Origin of the sequence: Aeromonas sp. Marseille-Q5825 (genome assembly GCF_946892685.1) — a bacterium.
GTDB classification, from domain to species: Bacteria; Pseudomonadota; Gammaproteobacteria; order Enterobacterales; family Aeromonadaceae; genus Aeromonas; species Aeromonas rivipollensis.
The window spans coordinates 189,064-212,562 of the sequence record NZ_CAMPOU010000004.1 but is presented as its reverse complement, the minus strand read 5'-3'; the positions used below and the strand labels follow the sequence as shown (position 1 = coordinate 212,562).

At 60.9% G+C, this 23,499-nt stretch carries 25 protein-coding genes, 1 tRNA gene and 1 other annotated feature; of the genes, 21 read left to right on the top strand and 5 right to left on the bottom strand.

Translation table 11 applies throughout. From position 1 onward, the window contains the following. Positions 1–46 precede the first annotated feature (46 nt). Positions 47–1,150 carry a hypothetical protein gene (locus OC537_RS11580; RefSeq protein ID WP_262111399.1) on the bottom strand — a complete coding sequence of 368 codons (1,104 nt, stop codon included), beginning with the start codon at positions 1,148–1,150 and terminating at the stop codon, positions 47–49. Positions 1,151–1,609: 459 nt separating this feature from the next. Between OC537_RS11580 and OC537_RS11575 the strand changes: the two genes are divergently transcribed. Next, entirely contained in the window at positions 1,610–1,738 is a 129-nt protein-coding gene (locus OC537_RS11575; protein WP_316044154.1) for an AlpA family phage regulatory protein, read from the top strand. Here the strand turns inward: OC537_RS11575 and OC537_RS11570 are convergent. From OC537_RS11570 to OC537_RS11560, 3 genes are all read right to left on the bottom strand, one after another. Beyond that, a protein-coding gene (locus OC537_RS11570; RefSeq protein ID WP_262110434.1) for an IS3 family transposase occupies positions 1,731–2,893 on the bottom strand; the annotation gives its coding sequence in 2 pieces (ribosomal slippage) (positions 1,731–2,638 and positions 2,638–2,893; 1,164 coding nt in all). The genes OC537_RS11575 and OC537_RS11570 overlap by 8 nt on opposite strands. Before the next feature lie 797 nt (positions 2,894–3,690). Beyond that, positions 3,691–3,767: transfer RNA gene (locus OC537_RS11565), tRNA-Arg, on the bottom strand. A 50-nt stretch (positions 3,768–3,817) separates the two neighbouring features. Then, complete coding sequence (locus tag OC537_RS11560; RefSeq protein WP_106886010.1) at positions 3,818–4,972, bottom strand: flagellar assembly protein FlgT; 1,155 nt, start codon at positions 4,970–4,972, stop codon at positions 3,818–3,820. Between the two features lie 285 nt (positions 4,973–5,257). Between OC537_RS11560 and OC537_RS11555 the strand changes: the two genes are divergently transcribed. Both OC537_RS11555 and OC537_RS11550 read left to right on the top strand, forming a co-directional pair. Further along, a complete protein-coding gene (locus tag OC537_RS11555) occupies positions 5,258–5,878 on the top strand; it encodes a FlgO family outer membrane protein (RefSeq protein ID WP_106886012.1) in 621 nt (206 codons plus the stop codon). Positions 5,879–5,891: 13 nt separating this feature from the next. Beyond that, entirely contained in the window at positions 5,892–6,317 is a 426-nt protein-coding gene (locus tag OC537_RS11550) for an LPP20 family lipoprotein (RefSeq protein ID WP_163137166.1), read from the top strand. A gap of 337 nt (positions 6,318–6,654) precedes the next feature. Here the strand turns inward: OC537_RS11550 and pheA are convergent, their stop codons facing one another. After that, positions 6,655–7,827, bottom strand: a complete 1,173-nt coding sequence (pheA, locus tag OC537_RS11545; protein WP_234567745.1) for a prephenate dehydratase — start codon at positions 7,825–7,827, stop codon at positions 6,655–6,657. Positions 7,828–7,865: 38 nt separating this feature from the next. Continuing rightward, positions 7,866–7,988, bottom strand: a sequence feature (Phe leader region). A gap of 164 nt (positions 7,989–8,152) precedes the next feature. Between pheA and OC537_RS11540 the strand changes: the two genes are divergently transcribed. The 18 genes from OC537_RS11540 to hcp all read left to right on the top strand — a co-directional run bounded on the left by OC537_RS11540 (position 8,153) and on the right by hcp (position 23,369). Next, positions 8,153–8,749, top strand: a complete 597-nt coding sequence (locus OC537_RS11540) for an HAD family hydrolase (RefSeq protein ID WP_139745390.1) — start codon at positions 8,153–8,155, stop codon at positions 8,747–8,749. A gap of 151 nt (positions 8,750–8,900) precedes the next feature. Then, a complete protein-coding gene (locus tag OC537_RS11535; protein WP_262111387.1) occupies positions 8,901–9,731 on the top strand; it encodes a hypothetical protein in 831 nt (276 codons plus the stop codon). A gap of 95 nt (positions 9,732–9,826) precedes the next feature. Next, the gene (locus OC537_RS11530; protein ID WP_262111384.1) at positions 9,827–10,381 is read left to right on the top strand and encodes a DUF3157 family protein; all 555 of its coding nucleotides are present in this window, start codon (positions 9,827–9,829) and stop codon (positions 10,379–10,381) included. 182 nt (positions 10,382–10,563) lie between these two features. Then, positions 10,564–11,193, top strand: a complete 630-nt coding sequence (locus OC537_RS11525) for an autotransporter (protein ID WP_106886018.1) — start codon at positions 10,564–10,566, stop codon at positions 11,191–11,193. 173 nt (positions 11,194–11,366) lie between these two features. Further along, positions 11,367–12,311 (top strand): YbgA family protein, encoded by a 945-nt coding sequence (locus tag OC537_RS11520; RefSeq protein ID WP_262111382.1) that lies wholly within the window; start codon positions 11,367–11,369, stop codon positions 12,309–12,311. Between the two features lie 67 nt (positions 12,312–12,378). Further along, positions 12,379–13,266 (top strand): MerR family transcriptional regulator, encoded by an 888-nt coding sequence (locus OC537_RS11515; RefSeq protein WP_262111380.1) that lies wholly within the window; start codon positions 12,379–12,381, stop codon positions 13,264–13,266. Beyond that, a complete protein-coding gene (gene phrB, locus OC537_RS11510; RefSeq protein WP_262111378.1) occupies positions 13,263–14,699 on the top strand; it encodes a deoxyribodipyrimidine photo-lyase in 1,437 nt (478 codons plus the stop codon). Before OC537_RS11515 ends, phrB begins: the two co-directional genes overlap by 4 nt. A gap of 1 nt (position 14,700) precedes the next feature. Further along, entirely contained in the window at positions 14,701–15,129 is a 429-nt protein-coding gene (locus tag OC537_RS11505; RefSeq protein ID WP_111909883.1) for a nuclear transport factor 2 family protein, read from the top strand. Then, positions 15,126–15,860: an SDR family NAD(P)-dependent oxidoreductase gene (locus tag OC537_RS11500; protein ID WP_262111374.1), complete on the top strand. Its 735-nt coding sequence runs from the start codon at positions 15,126–15,128 to the stop codon at positions 15,858–15,860. The genes OC537_RS11505 and OC537_RS11500 overlap by 4 nt, the downstream gene beginning before the upstream one ends. Then, positions 15,857–17,116 carry an NAD(P)/FAD-dependent oxidoreductase gene (locus OC537_RS11495; protein WP_262111372.1) on the top strand — a complete coding sequence of 420 codons (1,260 nt, stop codon included), beginning with the start codon at positions 15,857–15,859 and terminating at the stop codon, positions 17,114–17,116. The genes OC537_RS11500 and OC537_RS11495 overlap by 4 nt, the downstream gene beginning before the upstream one ends. A gap of 17 nt (positions 17,117–17,133) precedes the next feature. Beyond that, positions 17,134–17,868 carry a DUF1365 domain-containing protein gene (locus tag OC537_RS11490; RefSeq protein ID WP_262112212.1) on the top strand — a complete coding sequence of 245 codons (735 nt, stop codon included), beginning with the start codon at positions 17,134–17,136 and terminating at the stop codon, positions 17,866–17,868. Next, positions 17,868–19,124 carry an SAM-dependent methyltransferase gene (locus OC537_RS11485; protein ID WP_262111371.1) on the top strand — a complete coding sequence of 419 codons (1,257 nt, stop codon included), beginning with the start codon at positions 17,868–17,870 and terminating at the stop codon, positions 19,122–19,124. Before OC537_RS11490 ends, OC537_RS11485 begins: the two co-directional genes overlap by 1 nt. 2 nt (positions 19,125–19,126) lie before the next feature. Continuing rightward, positions 19,127–19,606 carry a DUF2878 domain-containing protein gene (locus OC537_RS11480; protein WP_262111370.1) on the top strand — a complete coding sequence of 160 codons (480 nt, stop codon included), beginning with the start codon at positions 19,127–19,129 and terminating at the stop codon, positions 19,604–19,606. After that, positions 19,603–19,821 (top strand): TIGR02450 family Trp-rich protein, encoded by a 219-nt coding sequence (locus OC537_RS11475; RefSeq protein ID WP_025327995.1) that lies wholly within the window; start codon positions 19,603–19,605, stop codon positions 19,819–19,821. Before OC537_RS11480 ends, OC537_RS11475 begins: the two co-directional genes overlap by 4 nt. Continuing rightward, entirely contained in the window at positions 19,778–20,320 is a 543-nt protein-coding gene (locus OC537_RS11470; protein WP_262111367.1) for a chalcone isomerase family protein, read from the top strand. The genes OC537_RS11475 and OC537_RS11470 overlap by 44 nt, the downstream gene beginning before the upstream one ends. A gap of 14 nt (positions 20,321–20,334) precedes the next feature. Next, positions 20,335–20,877, top strand: a complete 543-nt coding sequence (locus tag OC537_RS11465) for a DUF3833 domain-containing protein (RefSeq protein WP_262111365.1) — start codon at positions 20,335–20,337, stop codon at positions 20,875–20,877. Positions 20,878–21,007: 130 nt separating this feature from the next. After that, the gene (locus tag OC537_RS11460; protein ID WP_106886029.1) at positions 21,008–21,475 is read left to right on the top strand and encodes a Dps family protein; all 468 of its coding nucleotides are present in this window, start codon (positions 21,008–21,010) and stop codon (positions 21,473–21,475) included. A gap of 244 nt (positions 21,476–21,719) precedes the next feature. Next, complete coding sequence (gene hcp / locus OC537_RS11455; protein ID WP_262112210.1) at positions 21,720–23,369, top strand: hydroxylamine reductase; 1,650 nt, start codon at positions 21,720–21,722, stop codon at positions 23,367–23,369. Positions 23,370–23,499 lie beyond the last annotated feature (130 nt).

Below are 23,499 nucleotides of genomic sequence, written 5' to 3'. Positions count from 1 at the left end.
TTCCTAGGCCTTACTTTAACAGTGACAGACATCGATTGGGATTACTTTATTCTAGTTGGTTTGAATAGCGATGCAGATACTCTTTTTCAATCATATCCTCTACTACCTGATAGATCCTGAGGTTAGAGTCCTTCGCCATTTTCTTGAGCATTCCTTTATGTTCTTCAGAAAGCGGAATGCCCATGGCTTTGCGATCGCTAGAGTTTTTTCGATATTTTTGTTGGGCGCCGCTCTTGTTTAAAGAGGCCATCCATATTGCTCGGTGTTCGACTGAGAGTAGATCGTACAGCGTAATCAGAGCCTCTTTTTCATCCTTTTTAGAGTTTGACAAATCTACCCAGGCTGGGATTTTGAGACTTAAATATGTCTTTGCGGTATAGTTCCACGCCCATCCAGCCATGTCATCATTTTTTTTTAACCAGTCAACCATCTTGGACTTGTTTTTTATTTTGTTCCAAGCATGCGAGAATGCTTCCATTTGTTTTTCTTTTTTCTCTCTGGATGAATTCCATAAGTCAAAGAAGCGAACAATACAATTTTTCTTCGTATGACTGTCGCTCGCAAATTTAGGTAGCCCAAGCTGATCATAAAGGTAATATCGATGATTTGATTTTGTACCCAAAAGGTCAATCACCGGTCGTTGATCTTGCGCCTCCTCATCAGACTCATCGGGTATTTTCAATGCTTGCTTGTATGTCAATATACCAGAGAGGCTTGAATGAGATATTCTTAAACATGCCCATAAAAAATTACATAGGCGTTGATTTTCGGGTGAAATCCAATCAAAAGCTTCTGAGCTTAAATTGCAGCAGTCAAAAATTTCTTTCATCAAACTCTTTATTTGAGAAGGCTCTTCGGAGTGAGCGCCTCTTGTGCATAGTTTCATATCTCTTAGCTTGCTAATCAAGAAACGCCTTTCATCTCTGTCGTTAAGAACACCTAATATGAATGAATCGAGTTTTTTAGCAGCAACTTCAATCGCAGGCATCGATACATCTCTGTTTCGCCGCCCTCGCCACCCAGCATCATCAGCGAAAAGATCATAAAGAAACATAATTTCTCTTTCTTCTTTTTTCGTATTCCACGTCACTTCAGCCATCTCAACCTCACCACCATCGATATCTACCACGCCCTCGGGAGCCAAAAGCAAGGGCGCCTCTAGCGAGTCCCATCCATGCTTGCGCCGATAGCAAAAGGCTCTGCACCAAACCAAGCGAAATGGATGTTACTATGTAGATTTTAAGGTGTAAATGGTCGATTTTTGATGGCTTTTAAGTTGAAATTCAGACTGTTTTAGGTTGATCTTTAGTTGATTATGTGCGTGCAGGAGTGAGTGAATTATGTCCCCGCCCCCCTCCCATAGGCTTCCCTCTCACTTCCTCTATGTGGGGGGGCTGGATGGCCTGCTCGGGGGCAGTCTAGCCACTCCTCACTAAACGATCCATTCCAGAACCGAGCACCTGAGGAAATAGAAATCTGCAGCCCTTTGGTGCGCATATAGCTATATCCGTAATGTCTGTCGCTGATTATACCTCGTACCTGAGCAGAGCTGTTTTTTTTCACTGGCCCGCCCTTCTGATGACGCAATCCACATCATCAGGAGTACGCAATGAACAACACCATAAAAGTCCTGCGCATCAAGGACCTCACCAACAAGATTGGTATGGCCAGGTCTACTATCTATGACTGGCTTAATCCCAAGTCTCCTCGTTTTGACGAGACTATAGTGGTCAACTAAATCCGGACACTTGGTTAGGCCGATCCTCGGCTTTTGCTGGCGCGATCCCGTCATTGTGTTGATGTGGACGCCGCCAGTTGTAGTAATCCATCAGGTAATAGCTGATATCCCGCTTCGCCTCCCGCAGGTTCATATATCCCGTTGTCGGGAGCCACTCTGTCTTCAGACTCCTGAACAACCGCTCCATCGGTGCATTATCCCAACAGTTGCCACGCCGACTCATGCTCTGGGTCATGCGATGGCGCCACAGCCGCTGCCGAAATGCCCGGCTGCCATATTGGCTGCCTTGGTCGGAGTGAAACAGCACACCTGATGGGCAACCCCGCTGCTGATAGGCCATCTCGAGCGCTTTTATTACCAGCTCTGCATCAGGCTTGTCAGACATCGCCCAGCCCACGACTCGGCGGGCATAAAGGTCGAGCACCACCGCCAGATAATTCCAACGACCACCTGCCCAGACGTAGGTGATATCGCCACACCACACCTGATTGGGCTGCTGGACATCAAATTCACGGGCCAGCAGATTGGGAATATCCGGTCGTTCAGACCGGGCGACCTGATAGCGATGAGCGCCCGGTTGCTTGGATACCAGACCGACCTCCTTCATCAGACTGCGCACTTTGAATCGGCCAATCTGATGCCCCAGCGCTCGCATCATCGACATCAAGGCGCGGCTGCCCGCTGAGTTCCGGCTCTCTTTGAACAAACGGCGCAACTCGCTGCGTTGCTGCATCCGCTCACGGTTAATCGTCAGCTTGCGGGCCAGATAGTCGTAAAAACAGGATGTTGGAACATCGAAAGCGCAGCAGACCAGAGTGATAGGGGCTTGCTCCCTTAATCGGTCTATCAGCGCGTACGTTTGAACTCGTCCGTCATCAAGAGAGCCGTAGCCTTTTTTAGAATGTCCTTTTCGCGCTCGAGCCGGTTGATGCGGGCTTCCAGCTCCTGGATTTTCTGCTGCTCCGGGGTCAGCGCTTTGCCGATTGGGGTGGTGCCGGTTCGTTCGGATTGGAGCTGCTGAACCCATCGGCGAAGTATGGTTTCACCGACATCCAGTGAACGGCTGGCTTCGGGGACAGAGTATCCCTGGTCGAGTACCAGGGATGCGGCTTCGAGTTTGAATTCAGCAGTAAATGAGCGACGTAATCTTGTCATTGAACACCTCAAGTCATGGTGGCGACTGTACCACCTAAAATGGTGTCCGGGATGATTAGACTACTACAACCTATCCCTAGTAATGGTTTGTAGCCGCTCACTTTTATGCAATACGGGACAACTGGCAGCGAACAATGGCATGGAAGAGGGGATTAAGATGCGCGATGAGCTTAGATTCAAGGATGAAGCACGATGAGGTGAAGCTGGCCCGGAAACTATCAAAAAGGAGGCGGCCTATCGAGGCCGCTTCCTACTTATTCGGTCTGTAAATCACCAACACCAAATTTCGCCCAGGCATCCATCATGGCTCGACGCTGATCCAGTAAGCCAGTGCGATGGTATGCCGCTTCGACCTTATTCTGAACCGTATGGATTAGCGCTCGTTCGGCACAAATCCTGTGCATTAACCTTGTTCACTACACCAATCCCGGAAGCTGGAACGAAAACCGTGTGCTGTTGCTATGCTGGCCTAGGGTACAGCTTTGTGCCTTGGCTCTTCTCAGGAACATCGTCAGCACAGTGTCACAGAGCGGTACTTGATCTCTGGGAGAAGGGAATACCAGTTCATCATGCAATCCCCTTAACCCCATCAGGATATCGAGGGTCCGAGGGGATAACGGAGCACTCCATTTACGTATCATCTCTGTGGTTGGGTTTGTTGTGGATCATGGCTCTGCATTGGGTGGTGCAAGTACGCTAAAAAGCATGGCTAGTTAAACAAGTACGCCAACAAGTACGCCAGAGCCAAGAACGACCAAGGGGTTGGCACCATGATGATGCCAACCCCTTGTTTTATATGGCGTTCCCGACTGGAGTCGAACCAGTGGCCTGTCCCTTAGGAGGGGACCGCTCTATCCTGCTGAGCTACGGGAACCTTGTGGCGGGCATTATACAAGAAGCATTGTGCTTTTAAACCCTTGATTCCTATTCCAATACGGCCAGATCGCCGATTTGGACATTAAACGGCGAATATTTGTTCTGACTGCTGATGATGGCGCCATCCTCGAACACCTGCACCACCTCGAACAGGCCGTCGGCGGGGTTGCGCATCACCCTGGACTTGCCGTAGGGATCGATGAAGTCGGCGCTGTGCTGGACCCGGAACTGATCCCCGAGCTTGACCCCGTTGCGACGGCCCAGGCTGATGTGGGGGCCCCGTTCGTGCTGGGCGACGATGCGGGCGGTGACGGGGGCGCAGGCGAGCTCGGCGATGATGTCCTGGGCCGCCTCCTTCAGCTGGTAGCTCACCTCCTGGCCGTAGCTGGACTGCCAGAACTGGCCGCTGTTGCTGCCCACCAGCTCCCGCTTGGAGAAGGTCCAGTTGGCGCGGCCCTGATACTCCTTGCGCCCGAGCAGGCTGCCGTTGATGCCGTCGAACAGGTAGAGCTGCATGCGGAAGTTGCGGATCGGATCCTTATACCAGCTGGTCAGCTGGTTGCCCTGGGGCTCGAGGGAGAGATCGTCGATGCTGCCGAGCACCAGATACTGGCTGTCGGTGCGCAGGCTCAGGGCCTTGATCTCCTCAAGGGCGCTGCGATCCCCCTGCTGCAGGTGGAGCGGATCTATTCGCAGGTTCTCGTCCAGCCACTGGCGGGCGACCACCCCCTGGGGCGCCGCCGCCAGGGTCTCGAACAGGCGGCGGGAGAGATCCGCCGGCATGTCGTCGAGGGCGCCGGTGCTCGCCTGATCCGGGTAGCGCATGCGCAGGCGCACCAGCGTCAAATCCTTGGCGTAGTGCTGGGTCTGGCAGATCTGGCGTTCGGCCTGGATGTCGGCCACCAGCGTGATGTACATGCGGCCGTTGCGCACCTCCTCGCGCTTGAGGCGGTACTGGCGAATGTCGCCGCCGGAGCGGATCTGGATCTGCTCCGAGCGCAGGCTGCCGTTTTCCAGGCGCTGGATGCTGGAGACGGACGCGCCGCTGGCCAGCAGGGCCTGGCGCAGCGCATCCCGGGTCGCCTGCTCGCGGGCATAGACCTCGTCGCCTCCCAGAATGGCGGCACTGCCCTGGGCCTCGATGAGCTCGGCGCGGGCCGACAGACTGGCCAGCAACAGGGTTGACAGCAGCACAACTTTCATAACGTACACCTTGAATAGACGAACCCCTCTTGCGCCCGAGGGGGCGGGTGAGCGGCTTCATGGACACTGGCCTGGTTTGCACCGGGTGCGCAAATAAAAGCAAGATCCATGCCTTGTTCCGGTGAAAGAGTGCGCGGGTCGCCGCATTGCCCGGTCCCAGCCTCTTTATTGGCGCCGCCCAGGGCCCTCTGGCGGATCATCGGGTGATCCTTCGCGCATTCCCGTCTCAAGTGTTGGCCGCTGCGACCGATAACAAGTCAGGTGTAGATACAGGAACAGGTATCCATGAACAGAATTATCACGGCGCTGGCGGTTGCGCTGGCGCTGGCCGGCTGCGGCTCGGCCGACCCCATCAACCGGGATCAAGGGGATCCCCGGCAGGCGGCCAAGGGGATGGAGCTCAACTGGCTGGTGGCCCGCATGACGGATCAGCTGATGGAGCGCAAGTCGCTCACCACCCTGAGCGAGCCCATCGCCGTCGCCTCCTTCGTCGATCTCGACACCCTGAAAGACACCAACTGGATGGGTCTGCAGATCGAGGAGAGCTTCATCTACGAGCTGAACAGGCGCGGGGAAGTGGTGGTGGACTTCAAGACCACGGGCAGCATTCAAGTGACCCCCAGTGGCGACTTCGTGATGAGCCGCAACTACCGGGATCTCTCCGCCCGCCTGCCCATCTCCCGGATCCTGACCGGCACCTTCAGCCGCAATCAGCAGGGGATCCTGGTCAATGCCCGTATCATCGATCTGCGTACCAAGATGGTGGAGACCACGGCCCAGAGCCTGATCCCGCAACAATATCTGTCCGGCGCCAGCAACTCCTTTGGCCGGGCATCGGTCAACCGGGGTTATCTGATGCGTGGCGGCCAGAGCGCGTCCGGCCATCTGGTCAACCTGACCCCCTGAGGAGTAGACAGCCATGAGAATCGTGTTTGGCCTGATGATGGCCCTCTTGCTGACGGCGTGCAGCGGCAACCGGGTGGTGAACTATGACGTGGCCGAGAAGCCAGATGACTTCCCTGTGCTCAAGGCGGTGGGCTACGCGGTGATCGACATCCAGCCAGGCCCCTCCCAGTCGGAGAAGATGTTGCAGGCGATCCGGGCGTCCAAGATGGATGCCTACCGGGAGCTGGCGGAGCAGCTCAACGGCCAGCAGGTGCGCGGCCAGAGCAGCTACAAGGACCTGACCCAGACCTCCAACTCCCTGGATGTGTCTGTGGCCGGTATGGTGCGCGGTGCCCGTGTGGTGGCGACCTATCCCCGTGGCAACACCTATGCCACCGAGCTGGAGCTCGATACCCGCAACCTCTATCACCTGAACCAGCTGATGGCAGGTCAGTTCTAGGGCGGGTCCGAGCGGACGCCGGCATGAGCCCGGCGGTCATCACAGCACAGACAAAGGCGAGCCATGGGCTCGCCTTTTTGTTGTCCGGGGGCCGGGTCGGTTGGGGGCAGGACCAGGGGTGGCTCCCCGTCAGCTTGAGTCTGGGGCCCGGTTGGCGGCCTGAGTCGTATAATTAGAGTGAATGATGGAAGTATATCGTTCAGTTTTATCAAACGATTAGTCGGGGGGACTGGGGTGGCCGATGGCGGTAAATGTGGCTGTGGCGCCTCCCGCGGGGGTGGGGCGGCAGAAAAGAGAGAGGCGAGCCTGATGCTCGCCTCTTGCCGTTCGGGGTGGCTTAGCTGCCCATCAGTACCGGCGGCACTGCGGTCGGCTTGACGTCTTCGCTTGGGTAGCAGCCCAGCACCTTGACGTAGCGGGTGATCTTGGTCAGCTCCAGCAGGGCGGCCTGCATGGCCGGGGTCTGCAGGTTGGCGGAGACATCCAGATAGAACATCTCTTCCCAGGGATTGCCCTGCACCGGACGGGATTCCAGCTTGGTCATGTTGATCTCGTGGCTGCGCAGCACCAGCAGCGCCTCCACCAGGGAACCCGGCTTCTGGGAGGTGGACATGATGAGGGTGGTCTTGGCCGGGATCTGCGGTGCCACGTCGATGGGCTTGCGTGCCACTACGATGAAGCGGCTGTAGTTCTCCTTCTGGTTGGCGAGCTGCTCGGCCAGCACGTCCAGGCCGTAGAGTTCGCCGCCGGCGGCGCTGCCGATGGCGGCCGCATCCGGGCTCCCCAGCTCCTTGACCTTCATCATGGCGCTGGAGGAGGAGTCGCAGATCTCGTGGCGCGCCCCTTCCAGCTTGCTCAGATAGTGGGAGCACTGCTGGAACACCTGGGGGTGGGCGTAGAAGGTCTTGATCCGGGACAGCTCGGTGGGCACTGCGGTGAGGATGCAGTGCTCTATGGGGTAGGTCAGCTCACCGACGATGGAGAGGGTGGTGTGCTGCATCACGTCATACACCTCGTTGATGGAGCCCGAGCTGGTGTTCTCTATGGGCAGCACCCCGAAGGCGGCGCGCCCCGACTCCACGGTGTCCAGCACCTCGCGGAAGTTCTGGCAGTTCACCTCTATCACCTGATCCTTGTAGCGCGCCAGGTACTTGCGGGCGGCCAGGCTGGAGTAAGAGCCGCGCGGGCCCAGGTAGGCGACGCTGGTCATGGGCTCCTGCTGCTGGGGGTTGAGCAGGCTCTGCAGATAGGCCTGCTGGGAGAGCACGGAATCTTCGATGATGGTGTGGTAGATGCGGGTGATGTACTGGGCATCCAGCCCGAGGGCACGCCCTTTCTGGATCAGGGCAACCAGCAGGTCCTGTTCCCGTTGGGTGTCGCGGATGGGACGGGGATTGGCCTGCTTGGCGCGGGCAACCTCGATGCTGAGGGTCTTGCGCTTGGCCAGCAGGGCGAGCAGCTCCTGATCCAACTGGGTGATGTCTTGTCTGATCTCGTCGAGCGTAGCCATTGTGGTTCCCTATCCAAATCTTCTGTGGTGGTTGCTGCAAAAAAAAGCCTCCGCTGGGGGAGGCTCGATTCGTCTTTGCTTTCTGTTGATGCGACGACAGGGCCTTCCCTTATGAGGGCCGGATAAACGAGAAAGCAAAGAAGAATGGTGTGTGCATGATGTTGTCCTGAAGGTAACGTCATAACCATTAAGGGATTTGGCACGCCGATGCAAGTAAAACTTGCCCGGGGGCGTTGAACGGGGCAGGGTAGGTGGTCGGGATCCATGGCCTAATGAGTGCCACACCGGTCCCGTTTTTCTGGTCAATGAGAGGGGAGGCGAGAGGATGGCGATTATCTTCGATCTGGGACGGGTGGTGGTGAGCTGGGACCCGGTTGGCATAGTGCGCTCGGTGCGGGGACCGGATGGCGCCGAGGCCCTGGCGGAGCTGCTGTTCAACCACCCCGACTGGCTGGAGGTGGACAGGGGCACCCTCTCCCTGCACGCCATGGCCCGCCAGGCAGAGGAGCGCACCGGCTTGCCTATGGCACAGAACCTCGCCATCTTGCAGGCGGTGCCCGCTTCTTTATTGCCGGATCCCGCCATGGTGGCGCTTATCGAGGCGCTGCACAGTGCCGGTCACCGGCTCTACGCCCTCTCCAACATGGGCCATGCCAGCATCGACTGGCTGGAGCAGCAGGAGTTCTGGCGCTTTTTCAGCGGCAAGGTGGTGTCGGCCCGGGTGCGGATGCTCAAGCCCGAGCCCGACATCTACCGCTATCTGCTGGTGTCGTTCGACCTCAAGGCTGGGGAGTGCTTCTTCATCGACGACAGCCCGGCCAATGTGGCGGCGGCCCGGGCGCTCGGCCTGCAGGGCATGGTGTTCACCGACGCCCCCGGATGCCGTCGGCAGCTGGTCGAGCAAGGATACTTGCCCGCCTGAGGGGGATGGGGCCCTGCGCCGGGCCCGGAGAATTAAGGGGGCTGATTTGCATCTTGAGCGAATAAAGAACAACTTTGTCCCCATTCTTTAAGTGTCTATTCAGCTTTGTCATCGCAAAATAACATCCTATTCATCATCCGGAGCCGTTGTTATGGATGCCAATGTAGTCGCGCTGAATCGGGGATACGATCAGCTATTTCAGGCCAGGGAACAGAGGCTCATCAATACCCTGGCCGGTTACGGCGAACTGCTTGTCTCCTTCTCCGGCCGACTGGAGTCCTGCTACAGCATGGATCTGTGCCGGGCCAGCGGGGTCCGCTTTCGGGCCATCACCCTGGACAACCCGACCCTCAGCCGCAAGGCGGTGGCCCGGGCCAAGCGCTACTGCAAGCACTACGGCATAGCCCATCAGCTGATCAAGACCGACGAGATGATCTTCAGCGTGCACCTCGGCCACCTCGCCGAGGTGACGGATCCGGTGCGCTACCTCTGTCAGCAGCTCGAACACGATGACGGCCCCCCTATCCTGATGTCGGCCTCGGCGGAGGAGATGCGGGAGTATCTGCGGCGTTTTGACAGCGTGCCGGCCAATACCCTCTGGATCTTTGCCGAGCAGGGCATGACCAACCGGGACTTTCGCTATGGCTTCCACAAGCGCCAGCTGGCCCTGTGGGGGGCGGGGGGAGAGGCTTGCCTGAGCCAGCGCTTCTCCGATATCGAATCCCTGGACCGGCGTCACCTGCGCATGGTCGACATGGCCGAGCAGATGCTGTTCGACATGGGACTGGACGGAGCCCAGGTCTTCTTCCATACCCTGGCGGACAGGGTCACCACCCTGGCCAGGGTCAGGGTGCCCCAGCGCATGCGGGCCCTGGTGTTCGACATGCAGCCGAGCATCCAGAAGGCGCTGCAGAGCGCCCAGTTCGATCTGGTGACCCTGGACATGGTATCGGGGGAAGATCCCCAGCTGCTGGTCATCTGATCCCGGGCCCGGCCCGTAACGTGAGTCGGGTCATAGGCAAGGGCAGCCCGACTCTTTATACTGCTCCCTCTGCATCCCTATCGAGTCATCTGCCCATGAAACCCTTGTCCAGACTGCTGCTTGCCCTCTGCCTCTCCCCCATGCTGGCCCAGGCCGCGCCCCTGACCCAGGTCACCCTGGCCGATGGCCGTCAGGTGCAGCTCAACGATGATTTCACCTGGGAATACCTGCTGGTCAAGCCCGCCGAGGCGAGCCCAGGCAAGACGGTGACGGCCAGCGTGGCGGCGCCCGTGCTGACCGAGCAGGCTCTGGCCAATCCCGACCTGCTCGCCCAGGCGACCCGGGACGGCATCACTGTGACCCTGAACCAGGTGGAGGGCGAGGATCCGCTGCGCCTGCAATTCATGGTGAGCAACACCGGCAGCCGCAACGTGGTGCGGGTCAACGGCAGCCTGACCCTGTTCAGCGCCGAGGGCGTGCAGCTCTCGACCCAGCCGGTGCGCTTCTGGGTCGGGGAGAACCGTCTGCCGGAATCCTATCTGCGCAAGGGCGAGCAGCGTCCGTCGCGAGCCATCGAGCTGGCCCGTCCGGCCAATCTGACCGGCAAGCCGCTGGTGCGGGTGAAGATCGACGAAGTGGAATTCCGCTAGAATCGCGGCGGGGACGGGCAGGCCCGTCCCCCATGGAGTGTTGCTCCGGTAACCGCCAGCAATATCTGCTTACATCTGACATGGTTTGGCAACAGCTTGCCGCTCGGCACCTCCCCCCTTGCCCGTCACAATGACTCCATTCCAGTTAGGTTCCGCCTAACTCAACAATCGGAGTCAACAAAATGCAAAAGCTCGCACTGTCTGTTCTGGTTCTGGCCGGCCTCTCTTCCACCTCTGTTCTGGCGCAAGATGCGTTCAGCTACGCCAAGGGTGCTGCCACCTGGGCACACACCAAGTCCGACTACGTTGGCGGCAAGGACAGCAACAACCGCGATTTCGGTGGTCTGAGCCTGGATCTCTCCAAGAGCTTCGGCTCCAACTTCTACGGCCGTTTCGGTTCCGAATACAGCTCCCGCAACAGCGGCAATGACAGCATGGCCATCTCCAATCTGGGGATGGGGGTCTTCACTCCCCTCAGCACCGGCCTGAACCTGTATGGTGAAGCGGGTCTGATGGGCTACAGCATGGAGCGTGAGCTCGCCTCCAACGTGAACGACAGCGGCTGGGACAACATCACCCGCAAGAGCAGCGGCAGCCTCTACGGCGAAGTGGGTCTGCGCTACGACATCGGCGCCGTCGAGCTCTCCACCGGTTATCGCTACGCCAACATGACCGACGACATGCACGACTTCAAGGCGGGTGCCGCCTACAAGGTGAGCCAGAACCTGGCCCTCACCGCCGATTACACCTATCGCAACTGGGATCTGCAGAAAGGATCCATCACCAGCCTGGGTGTGAAATACAGCTTCTGATTTCCCTGTCTGTCGTGACCTCCATCTTGCCCATGACCCCGGTCATGGGCTTTTTTATTTTCCGGTGATCCTGTTTCCCCCCTTGTGTCGTATCGGTCCTCAATAGTTATACAACTTTCATTTCTTTGTATAACTGCTATAACTGGTTCAATGCTTATACAAGGGGCGTCATCATGTACAAGATCAAGGTCGGTATCAGTGCCTGTCTGCTGGGGCAGGAAGTGCGGTTCGACGGGGGCCACAAGCGCTCCAGTTTCTGCGAACGGGATCTTGGCGCTCACTTCGAGTATCACCCCGTCTGCCCCGAGATGGCCATCGGCCTCGGCGCCCCCCGCGCCGCCATCCGCCTGGTCAAGCGCCATGGGGAGGTGCGGGCCGAGGCGAGCAACGGCAGCTTCGACGTCACCGACAAGCTTATCGCCTTCAGTGAGCAAAAAGCCCGTCAGCTCGACTTCCTCTCCGGCTACATCCTTTGCGCCAAGTCTCCCAGCTGCGGCATGGAGCGGGTGCGCATCTATGGCGCCAACAACGAAGGGAGCGCCAAGGAGGGAATTGGTCTCTTTGCCAAGGCCTTGATGGAGGCCAACCCATTGCTGCCGGTGGAGGAGGACGGGCGTCTCTGCGACCCCATACTGCGGGAGAACTTCGTGCTGCGGGTCTTTGCCTATCACGACTGGCAGCAGCTCTGCGCCAGCGGGATCACCGCCGCCGCCCTCATTCGCTTTCATTCGCGCTACAAGTATCTGGTGCTCTCACACGCCACCACCCACTACCGCACCCTCGGCAAGCTGCTCGGCAACCTCGGCAAGGCCAACCTGCAGGAGGTGGCCGACAGCTACATCAAGGGCCTGATGGCGGCGCTGACCCTGCGGGCAAACCGCCGCAGCCACACCAATGTGCTGATGCACCTGCAGGGCTATTTCAAGCGGGTGCTGACCCCGGCCCAGAAGCAGGAGCTTGCCGACACAATAGACAAGTACCGCACCGGCATCTTCCCGCTGCTGGTGCCGCTCCCCCTGATCCGCCACTACCTGCGGGAATACCCCAATACCTATCTCGCGGAGCAGGTCTATCTCAATCCCCATCCCGATACGCTCAAGCTGCGTTACGGGCTATGAATTCGCTTGTGCCCCGACGCAAGCCCTGCGTCGGGGAGCCTCATACCTCTGTTTGATGGACGTTGTCATGTCTGATTTGCCACAAGAAGTTGCTCCTCTGCCGGACGAGGGGATCTACCCCATCCGCGAGGTCTCCCGCCTCACCGGGGTCAATGCCGTCACCCTGCGTGCCTGGCAGCGCCGCTACGGCCTGGTGCAGCCCGCTCGCACCGACAAGGGGCACCGCCTCTACAGCGAGCAGGATATCCGCCAGATAGGCGAAATCCTGAGCTGGTTGGAGCGGGGGGTGAGCATAGGCCAGGTCAAGGGGCTCTTGAGCGAGCCCCAGTTCCAGCCGGTGAGCGATCACTGGCAGCAGACCCTGGAGCAATTTAGCCAGGCGTTGCTCGCCTTCAACCAGCGCAAGGCGGAGGCCGAGCTTAACGACCTGCTGGCGAGCTACCCCTTCGAGCTGGTGCGCAGCCGGGTGCTGCAGCCGCTGGTGGAGCGGCTGCTGGGCCTGTGGCGCGAGCGACCGGATGGCGAACTGCTGCAACAGGTGTGGCTGGGCTGGCTTCACACCCGCTTCGCCCGCCACCTCATCGAGCAGGAGAAAGGCGTGCCGGTCACCCTGGCAAGCTGGGGCCAGGTAGGCCCGCTCGATCTGGTCTGGTGCGCCTACGAGCTGATAGGTCAGGGCTATGAGGTGCAACTGCTGGGGGCGGTGGAGCCGCGCCACGTCGCCCTGCTGGAGGGGCGGGCCGCCACCCCCTGGCGGGTGCTGCTGGGGGCCGGGCTGGGCAAGCCGGCGCTGGCCGCCGACTGGCCTGCCGGTACCCGGCTCTTTGGCGAGCTGGGGCGACTCTATGACGCTGAGTGGCTGGCCGCCCACGGCTGGCGGGCGACCCTGGCCGAGGTGATGGCAGACAAGCCTGCCGCGCGCGGCTTGAGCGGGCGCGGGAGCAAGAAATCATGAGGCTGGTCTGGTTTCGCAATGACTTGCGCCTGGCCGACAACCCGGCGCTGCGCTCTTGCTGCGGGAATGCCAGCGCCGATGAGGAGCCGGTAGCTGCCCTCTTCGTCATCTCGCCGACCCAGTGGCGGCAGCACAAGATGGCCCCCATACGTCAGCGCTTCATCCTGGCCCAGGTCGATGCGCTGGGCCTCGAACTGGCGGCCCTCGGCATAGAGCTTCATCTGCTGCGGGTCGAGACCTTTGCCGAGGTGCCTGCCGCGCTTGCGAGCCTCTGCCGCGAGCTCGGCGTCACCCGGCTCTACGCCAATCAGGCCATCGAGCTTGACGAACAGCGCCGGGACCATGGCGTCACCGCAGCGCTGGCAGAGCAGGAGGTGAGTTGCCACTGGCTCAACGGCTGCTGCGTGCTGCCACCGGGGCGGGTGCTGACCGGTTCGAGGGAGATGTTCAAGGTCTTCACCCCCTTCAGTCGCGCCTGGCTCAAGGCCCTTGATGAGGATGGCTTCGTCATCCACAGAGCCCCGGCGCCGCGGGGCGACTCCCTGCCCTGGCAGCCGCTCGCCGAGAGGGCCTTTATCGATGAGGCGCTTGGGGAGACGACCCCGGATCCCCGCTGGCTCGTGGGGGAGGCCGAGGCCCTGCGGCGACTGCATGCCTTCCTGGATCAGGGGGTGCTGGACTACGGCGAGACCCGGGATTTTCCGGCTATGGCGGGCACTTCCGTTCTCTCTCCCTATCTGGCGGCGGGCATCATAAGCCCCCGTCAGTGCGTGGCAGCCTTGCAGCAGCGGCTCGGCGGCCGGCCCCAGTCCAAGGCGCAGCCCGGTTTCGTCTGGCTCAACGAGCTCATCTGGCGCGAGTTCTATCGCCACCTGCTGGTGCTGGTGCCAAGCCTCTCCATGAACCGGCCCTTCAAGCCCGAGACGGCGGCCCTGCCCTGGAGCTGGGATCCGGATGCCTTCGCCGCCTGGTGCGAGGGGCGTACCGGTTACCCCATAGTCGACGCCGCCATGCGCTGCCTCAACGCCACCGGCTGGATGCACAACCGGCTGAGGATGATAGTGGCGAGCTTCCTCACCAAGGATCTGCATATCCACTGGCGGCTCGGGGAGGATTACTTCATGAGCCGGCTGATTGACGGGGATCTGGCAGCCAACAATGGCGGCTGGCAGTGGGCGGCGGGCACAGGCGCCGATGCGGCCCCCTATTTTCGGGTGTTCAACCCGACGACTCAGGGGCAACGATTTGATCCACAAGGGGACTTTATCCGTACCTGGGTATCTGAGCTTGCCGATCTGCCAGCCACCTATGTGCACCAGCCCCACGACTGGTTGCGGCTCAAGGGGCGGCAGGACTACCCGGCGCCCATGGTGGATCATGCCGTTGCACGGGTGAGGGCCATCGAGATGTTCCGTGACCTGGAGAAGAAATAACATGAACGACGCGCTGGCCCACTTCATCGTCCTCTATCTGCAACTGGACAAGCATCAGTTGCACCGCCTGCCGGAGATCTATGCCGATCAGGTGGTGTTCATCGATCCGGCCCACCGCATCGAGGGGCTGGCCGCGCTCACCCGCTATTTCTCCTCCCTCTACGGGCGCCTCAAGGAGTGCCGTTTCGAGATCACCAGCCGGCAGCAGCAGGGCAATGAGGCCTGGCTCAGCTGGGTCATGATCTTCGCCCATCCCAGGATCGCCGGCGGGCGACCCGTGCGGGTGGAGGGGGCTACCCGGCTGCAGTTCGATGCCTGGGGCAAGGTCTGCCTGCATCGGGACTACTTCGATCTCGGCGCCATGCTCTACGAGCAGTTGCCGCTGCTCGGGCCCGTGGTGCGTGCCATCAAGGGGAGGCTGGGGACATGAGCGGACGTGTGCTGATCACCGGCGCCACCTCCGGCATAGGTCGCCAGCTGGCGCTTGACTACCGACGCTCTGGCTGGCAGGTGTGGGGCTGTGGCCGCGACGGCGAGCGGCTGCAGGCATTGGCGCATGAGGGGATCACCCCCCTGCAGTTCGATGCACGGGACAGCGCCGCCTTGGCAGAGGTTGCCGCCGGCCTGCCCAGGCTGGATCTGCTGATCCTTAACGCCGGCAACTGTGAGTACATGGATGTAGCCGAGGGATTTGATAGCGCGCTGTTTGCCCGGGTGATAGAGACCAACCTCGTCGCCACCGGTCACACCCTGGCCGCCTTCCTGCCGCGGCTGGCGGCAGGGTCACGGCTCGCCATCGTCAGCTCCTCTGTCAGTTGGCTGCCCCTGCCAAGGGCCGAGGCCTATGGCGCCTCCAAGGCCGCCCTCGACTATCTGGCCGCCACCCTGCGTCTGGATCTCGCGGCTCTGGGCATAGGGGTGACCTTGATCCGCCCGGGCTTCGTGCAAACGCCACTCACCGCGAAGAATGATTTTCCCATGCCCTGTCTGGTGACGGTGGAGGAGGCTTCCCGCGCCATCATGGGCGGGCTGGCCGCCGGTCGTCACCAGATCCACTTCCCCCGTCGCTTCATCTGGCTGCTGCGCCTGCTGGGGGCATTGCCGACCGGGCTCTGGCTGCGGCTGGGGCGCACTCTCATCTCGAAAGGATCCCCTTCATGAAGAAAAAGATCGCCATCATAGGTTCCGGGATCTCGGGTCTCAGCGCCGGTTTTCTGCTCCACAAGCTGCACGACATCACCCTGTTCGAGGCGGCCCCCCTGCTCGGCGGCCATACCGCCACAGTGGATGTCAGCCTGGCCGGTCGCAGCTATGCCATCGACACCGGCTTTATCGTCTTCAACGATCGCACCTACCCGAATTTCCTGAAATTGCTGGAGCGGATCGGGGTGGCGCGCCAGCCCACCGAAATGAGCTTCTCGGTCAAGAGCCCCCAGGGGCTGGAGTACAACGGCCACAACCTGGATACCCTGTTTGCCCAGCGCAGCAACCTGTTGAGCCCGCGCTTTTACCGCTTCGTCGCGGAGATACTGCGCTTCAACCGGGAGGCTCGCGCCTGGCTGGCGGAGCTTGGGCGCCACGGCGGTGGCAGCGAACCTACCCTAGGGGATTTCCTGCAGCTGGGGGAGTTCAGCGACTACTTCGCCCGTCACTACATACTGCCCATGGGGGCGGCCATCTGGTCCTCCACCCTGGCGGACATGCGCGCCTTTCCGCTGGGCTTCTTCCTGCGTTTCTTTGCCAACCACGGCCTGCTCGATGTGGCCAACCGCCCCCAGTGGTACGTCATTCCGGGAGGCTCGCGGGAATACATAGGCCCGCTCACCGCAGGCTGGCTGCCGCGGATCCGGCTGGCCTGCCCGGTGCAGGGGATAAGGCGTACGGCCGAGGGGGTACTGGTCCAGAGCGGCTACGGGGAGGAGCAGTTTGACGAGGTGATCCTCGCCTGTCACAGCGATCAGGCGCTGGCCCTGCTGACGGATGCGAGCGAAGGGGAGCAGGCCATTCTCGGGGACATGGCCTATCAGGCCAACGACGTTTGGCTTCACACCGATGTGAGCTGCCTGCCTGCGCGGCAAAAGGCCTGGGCCAGCTGGAACTATCAGCTTGGGGATGACGACGAGGCACGCCCCCTGGTGAGCTACAACATGAACATCCTGCAGGGGATAAGCTCGCCGCAACCCTTCTGCGTCAGCCTCAACCCCCAGGGCCGGGTGGACGAGAGCAAGGTGCTGCGCCGCTTCGTCTATCACCATCCGGTGTTCAATCAGGCCTCCATCGCCGCCCAGCAGCGGCGGGCCGAGATCTGCGGCCGGCAGCACACCCATTTCTGTGGCGCCTACTGGTACAACGGCTTTCACGAGGACGGGGTGCGCAGCGCCCTGGACGTGGCCAGTCGCTTCGGAGCCAGCCTGTGAAGGCCGCCGGCGACACCATGGACACCATCAGCGCCATCTGGCAGGGCTCGGTGCGCCACCGTCGCTTCGCGCCGCGCAGCCACGCCTTCTCTTACGGCCTCTTCATGCTGGGGCTGGATCTGGACGAACTGCCGGGGCTCAGCCAGGGGCGCTGGTTTGGCGTGGAGCGGGCGGGGCTGCTCTCCTTTCGCCGAAGCGACTATCTGAGTGGCAGCGAGGGCAGCCTCAAGCAGGCGGTGTGGGACAAGGTGGCCGCCCTTGGCGGCAGTGCCGAGCCGGACGGTCGGGTGCTGCTGCTTGGCAACGTGCGATGCCTGGGCTTCTACTTCAGCCCGGTCAACTTCTACTTCTGCTACCGGGAGGGGGAGGCGCGCTATCTGCTGGCGGAAGTGTCGAACACCCCCTGGAACGAGCGCCACTACTATCTGCTGGATCTGGCGGCCCTGGCGCCCCATGACAAGGATTTTCACGTCTCCCCCTTCATGGGGCTGGCCATGCGCTACCACTGGCGCATCCGGGCGCCGGCGCAGGAGACGCTGATCCATATCGAGAGTCATCCGACGTCCGGCGAGGCCAAGCTGTTCGACGCCACCCTGGCGCTGCGCCGCGAGCCGCTGTCGCGCCAGGGGCTGGTGGCCCTGCTCGCCCGCTGGCCCTGGATGACCCTCAAGGTGCTGCTCGGTATCTACTGGCAGGCCCTGCGTCTTTTTATCAAACGAACACCTATCTTCAGCCATCCGGAGACTCGCTAATGGAACTGGTGCAATCAACAAGTTCAGCCTCTTTCATCGACAAGGGGGCCAGGCAACTGCTGCTCAGCCTGCTGGGACGCCTCGAACAGGGGCAACTGCTGCTGCGGGACGGCAACGAGCGCCACAGCTTCGGGGTGGCGGGCACAGATCTCCATGCCGAGGTGATAGTGCAGGATCCGGCCTTCTATCGCCGCCTGTTGCTGGGGGGCAGCATTGCCGCCGGTGAGACCTGGGTGGAGGGACTCTGGACCAGCCCGGATCCTGTGGCCCTGGTGCGGCTGCTGGCGCGCAACCTGACGCTGCTCGACACCCTGGAGCGGCGGCTCGGCTGGCTCAGCTTCCCCTTCAACAAGGTGCGCCACTGGCTCAATCGAAACACTCTTACCGGCTCGCGATCCAACATCGCCGCTCACTATGATCTCGGCAATACCCTCTATCAGGGTTTCCTCGACAGCCACATGCAGTATTCGAGCGCCATCTACCCGAGCGCCGAGGCCAGCCTGGAGCAGGGGCAGCAGGCCAAGCTGCGCACCATCTGCGAGCGGCTTGAGCTTAGGCCGGAGGATCACCTGCTGGAGATAGGTACCGGCTGGGGTGGCCTGGCTGTCTATGCCGCCCGCCATTACGGTTGCCGGGTGACCACCACCACCATCTCCCAGGCCCAGCATGATTACGCAAAAGAGTGGATTGCCCGGGAGGGGCTGGGGGATCGCATCACCCTGCTGCTGGAGGATTACCGCAAGCTGGAGGGGAGCTTCGACAAGCTGGTCTCCATCGAGATGATAGAGGCGGTGGGGCACGCCTTCCTGCCGGACTACTTCCGCCAGCTGTCGCGTCTGCTCAGACCCGGCGGCCGCCTGCTCATTCAAGCCATCACCATAGCCGATCAGCGCCACGCCCAGTATGTGCGCGGTGTCGACTTCATCCAGCGCTACATCTTCCCCGGCGGCTGCCTGCCGAGCGTCTCCCAGATGGCGGGGTTGCTGGCGCGGGAGACCGACATGCAACTGGTGCGGTTGCACGATCACGGCCACCACTATGCCCGCACCCTGGCCCACTGGTGCGAGCGCTTTCTGGCGCTGGCCCCGGAGTTGCCAAGGCTCGGTTACAGCCAGGACTTCATCCGGCTGTGGCACTTCTATTTCGCCTACTGCGAGGGGGGCTTCTGGGAGCGGGCCATCAGCCTGGTGCAGTTGGAGGCGGCCAAGCCGGGCCCGCTCGGCTGGTCCGGTGATCTGCCAGTGAGCAGTCACTGACCATGTGGCAGTGGGCCCACCTGCTGGGGTTCAACCTCTACTGGTTGCTGGCGGTGAAATGGCAGCAACCAGGCCCGCTGCTGCTGATGTTGTTGCTTCATTTCCTCTTCTCTCCTCGTCGCCGGCAAGACTGGCGGCTCATTCCCGTTGCCCTGGCAGGTTGTCTGCTCGACATCCTGCTCTGGCAGCTGGGCCTGTTCAAGTTTCCGTCCGGCTTCCCCCTCTGGCTGTTGCTGCTCTGGTGCGGTTTTGCCCTGACCCTCTCCCACGGTCTGCGCTGGCTTCGGCCCTTGCCCCGCTGGCAGCAGGCGCTCTTTGGCATGGCGGGGGGCGCGAGCTCCTATGTGGCGGGGGCTGCCATGGGGGCCGTACACTTACCCTGGGGCATCTGGATCAGCACGGCGCTGCTGGCGGTGATCTGGATGTGGTGGTTACCCGTACTGCTGTGGGTAACGGTGACGCTGGAGGGTGAGCCGAGATGAACACCTTTTCGACCGACGCCTTGTTGTTTTCCAAATGGACCAAGGAGAGCCAGTACGAGCTGGCCGACCGTTTCTACCTGGTGGTGGCCTGCCAGCGGGATGCGCGAGGTCAACTGGCGAGCGTGGTGATGCAGGATATCAATACCCTGCAGGAACAGGAGATGGACTGGCATGAACTGGAAGATCCCGCCCATTGGCACATGGGGTGGAATTAGCACCTTGCTGGCGGCGCTGACGCTGCTTGTGGCCACTGCCGTGCAGGGCTCTGCCGCCCCCTGGCAACAGCTGCGCCCGGTCGGGCAGGGGGAGATGAGCTGGCTCTGGTTCAAGCTCTATGACGCCACCCTCTACAGCGAGAGCGGCCGCTACGAGCTTGGCCGCTATCCGCAGGCCCTCACCCTGACCTATGCCAGAGCCATAGAACGGGAAGATCTGCTGAGCGCCACCGCCGCCGAATGGCAGCGACTCGGGCTCGGCAGCGAGACGGATCGCCAGCGCTGGCTCGGCCGGCTCGCCGCCCTCTGGCCCGATGTCGGGGCGGGGGACAGACTCACCTTCTATGTGGACAGCGCGGGAGCAGGTCACTTCTGGTGGCAGGACAAGCCCCTGGGTTCCCTTGCCGATCCGCAGTTTTCCGCTGCCTTTCTGGCCATCTGGCTCGCCGACAACAGTCGCGATCCCGCCCTTACCCGCCGCCTGCGCGGCCAACCCTGACACTGGAGTCCCTCATGCCTATCTACCGCACATGGCGCATGTTGCTGCTGTGGCCACTTCTGCTGCTGGCTGGTTGTGGCACCAGCCTAGATGACTACAGAGGGCAGGGCCCGAACTGGGATCTCGCCCGTTTCTTCAATGGCAAGCTGGTGGCCCATGGCCTGGTGACAGACCGTAGCGGCGAAGTGACCAGTCGCTTTCGGGTCGAGATGCAGGGGCGCTGGCGAGAGGGCAAAGGGGAGCTGTTCGAGCAGTTCTATTTCGATGATGGTCGAAAGCAGACACGCACCTGGTTTCTGAGCAAGGGGGCGGATGGCCACTGGCGCGGCACCGCCTCGGACGTGGTGGGGGAAGCGGTGGGCAAGACGGCAGGCTTTGCCCTGAACTGGCGCTATCAACTCGATCTGGCCCTGCCGGACGGAGAGGTGGTGCGGGTGAGCTTCGATGACTGGATGTATCTGCTGGATCAAGATCGCCTGATCAATCGCGCCGAGATCAGCAAGTTCGGCATTCATCTGGGGGAGGTGATCCTCTATATCGAGCGGCTTGAGCGATGAAAGCTGGTATTTTTCCCGCTGACGATAGCCAGTCGCTATCAATGGACAAGGTATAAGCAATTGTCCTTTGAGTCTGTGCGGGGATATGCTGACTCCGTTCCCAATAATGTTTACCACCTGGAGGTGAATGATGAAGAGCCCCATTGGTCTTGATACCGTTCAATCACAAGCCCTGGCCGCCGAGCTGAACAACTTGCTGGCCAGCTACCAGATCCTCTACATGAACGTCCGTGGCTTCCACTGGAACATCCGCGGCAACCAGTTCTTCGAGCTGCACCTGAAATTCGAAGAGATCTACAACGATCTGCTGCTGAAAGTCGATGCCCTGGCCGAGCGCATCCTCACCCTGGATGGGGTGCCCCTGCACAGTTTCAGCGACTACATCAAAGTCTCCGCCATCCCGGAGCAGAAGGGGTTGCACGACGGCCGCGCCTGTGTCGAATCCCTGCTGGAGAGTTTCCGCGAGTTGCTGGTAGCCCAGCGCCGCATCCTGGCGCAGGCTGCCGAAGCCGGTGACGAGGGTACCGCCTCTATCCTCTCCGACTATGTGCAGCAGCAGGAAAAGCTGGTCTGGATGCTGCGGGCCTACCTGGACTGATGACATGCAGGGCCGGATGCCACGAGTGGCGCCGGCCCAGCCGTTCCCTTATCCCTTGTTGCTGCAATCCTGAATTGTCTTTGATGTTATCCACCCGCTTGCCGCCCTGTCTGGGCGGCTTTTTTGTTTTTGATCTGCATCAATGAAAACTTAATTGGTAAATTGAATGCCTATTAAGTTTTTCGCGAGGGGCATAGAATCGGCACAAAACAAGTAACTGAAATGTCCAATTAGGAGAGGCATGATGTTTTGTGTGCAATGTGAACAGACAATTCGTACCCCGGCAGGCAACGGCTGCGCTTACGCACAGGGCATGTGCGGCAAGACGGCTGAAACCTCGGATCTGCAGGATGTGCTGATCTATGCCCTGCAGGGGCTCAGCGCCTGGGCGCTGGCCGCTCGCGAGCACGGCGTCATCGATGACGAGATCGATGCCTTCGTGCCCAAGGCCTTCTTCGCCACCCTCACCAACGTCAACTTCGACTCCATCCGCATCGTTGGCTATGTGAACCAGGCGATCGCTTATCGTCAGCAACTGGCCGACCGTCTGACCGCGCTGGCGGTGCAGGTCAGCGAGCTGCCCGCCGCCGCCCGTTTCGAGCCGGGCGCCGAACTGCTGGAACAGCTGGCCCATGCGCCCCAGACCGCGGTCAATCGCGGCAAGAGCGAGGTCAACGAAGACATCATGGGGCTGCGTCTGCTCTGCCTCTACGGCCTCAAAGGCGCCGCTGCCTACATGGAGCACGCCCGGGTGCTGGGTCAGCAAGACAGTGCCGTGGCGGCCGAATTCCACCGCATCATGAGCTGGCTCAGCACGGATCCGAGCGATCTGGATCCCCTGTTCAAGTGCGCCATGGAGATAGGCCTGCTCAACTTCCGCATCATGGAGATGCTGGATCTCGGCGAAACCACGGCGTTTGGCCACCCGGAACCGACCCAGGTACGTGTTACTCCGGTGCCGGGCAAGTGCATCCTGGTCTCAGGCCACGACATGATGGATCTCAAGCTCATCCTGGAGCAGACCGCTGGTACCGGCATCCATGTCTACACCCACGGCGAGATGCTGCCGGCGCTGGCCTATCCCTTCTTCAAGCAGTACCCCCATCTGGTGGGCAACTACGGCTCCGCCTGGCAGAACCAGCAAAAAGAGTTTGCCAACTTCCCCGGCGCCGTGGTGATGACCTCCAACTGCATCATAGATCCCAACGTGGGCGACTACAGCGATCGCATCTTCACCCGCTCCATCGTCGGCTGGCCGGGGGTGACTCACCTGGAAGGGGACGATTTCTCCGCCGTGGTGGCGAAGGCACTGGCGCTGGACGGTTTCAAGCACACAGAGCTCGAGCACTTCATCACCATAGGCTTTGCCCGCAACGCCCTGATGCAGGCTGCACCTGCGGTGATCGACAAGGTGAAAGCAGGTGAAATCAGCCACTTCTTCCTGGTGGGCGGTTGTGACGGCGACAAGGCCGAGCGCGCCTACTTCACCGAATTTGCCAAGGCCGCCCCCCAAGACAGCCTGTTGCTCACCCTGGGCTGCGGCAAGTACAAGTTCAACAAGCTCGATTTCGGCGACATCGGCGGCATTCCCCGTCTGCTGGACGTGGGCCAGTGCAACGATGCCTACTCCGCCATCCAGCTCGCCCTGGCGCTCTCCGAGGCGTTCGAGTGCGGCGTCAACGATCTGCCGCTGACCCTGGTGCTCTCCTGGTTCGAGCAGAAAGCCATCGTCATTCTGCTCACCCTGCTGGCACTCGGGGTGAAAGACATTCGCACCGGCCCGACCGCCCCGGCCTTCCTCACCCCGGCCCTGCTCAAGGTACTGGAGGAGCAGTTCGGTCTCAAGGGAACCACCACGGCCGAAGCAGATCTGGCCGAGATACTGGCGGCCTGATCAAGGTGCTGGAGACATAGTCCGGTCTCAAGGGAACCACTACGGCCGAAGCGGATCTGGCCGAGATACTGGCGGCCTGATCCGGGCTTGGCCCACCATGTTGTAAGCCTTTGGCGAGCCTCCGGCTCGC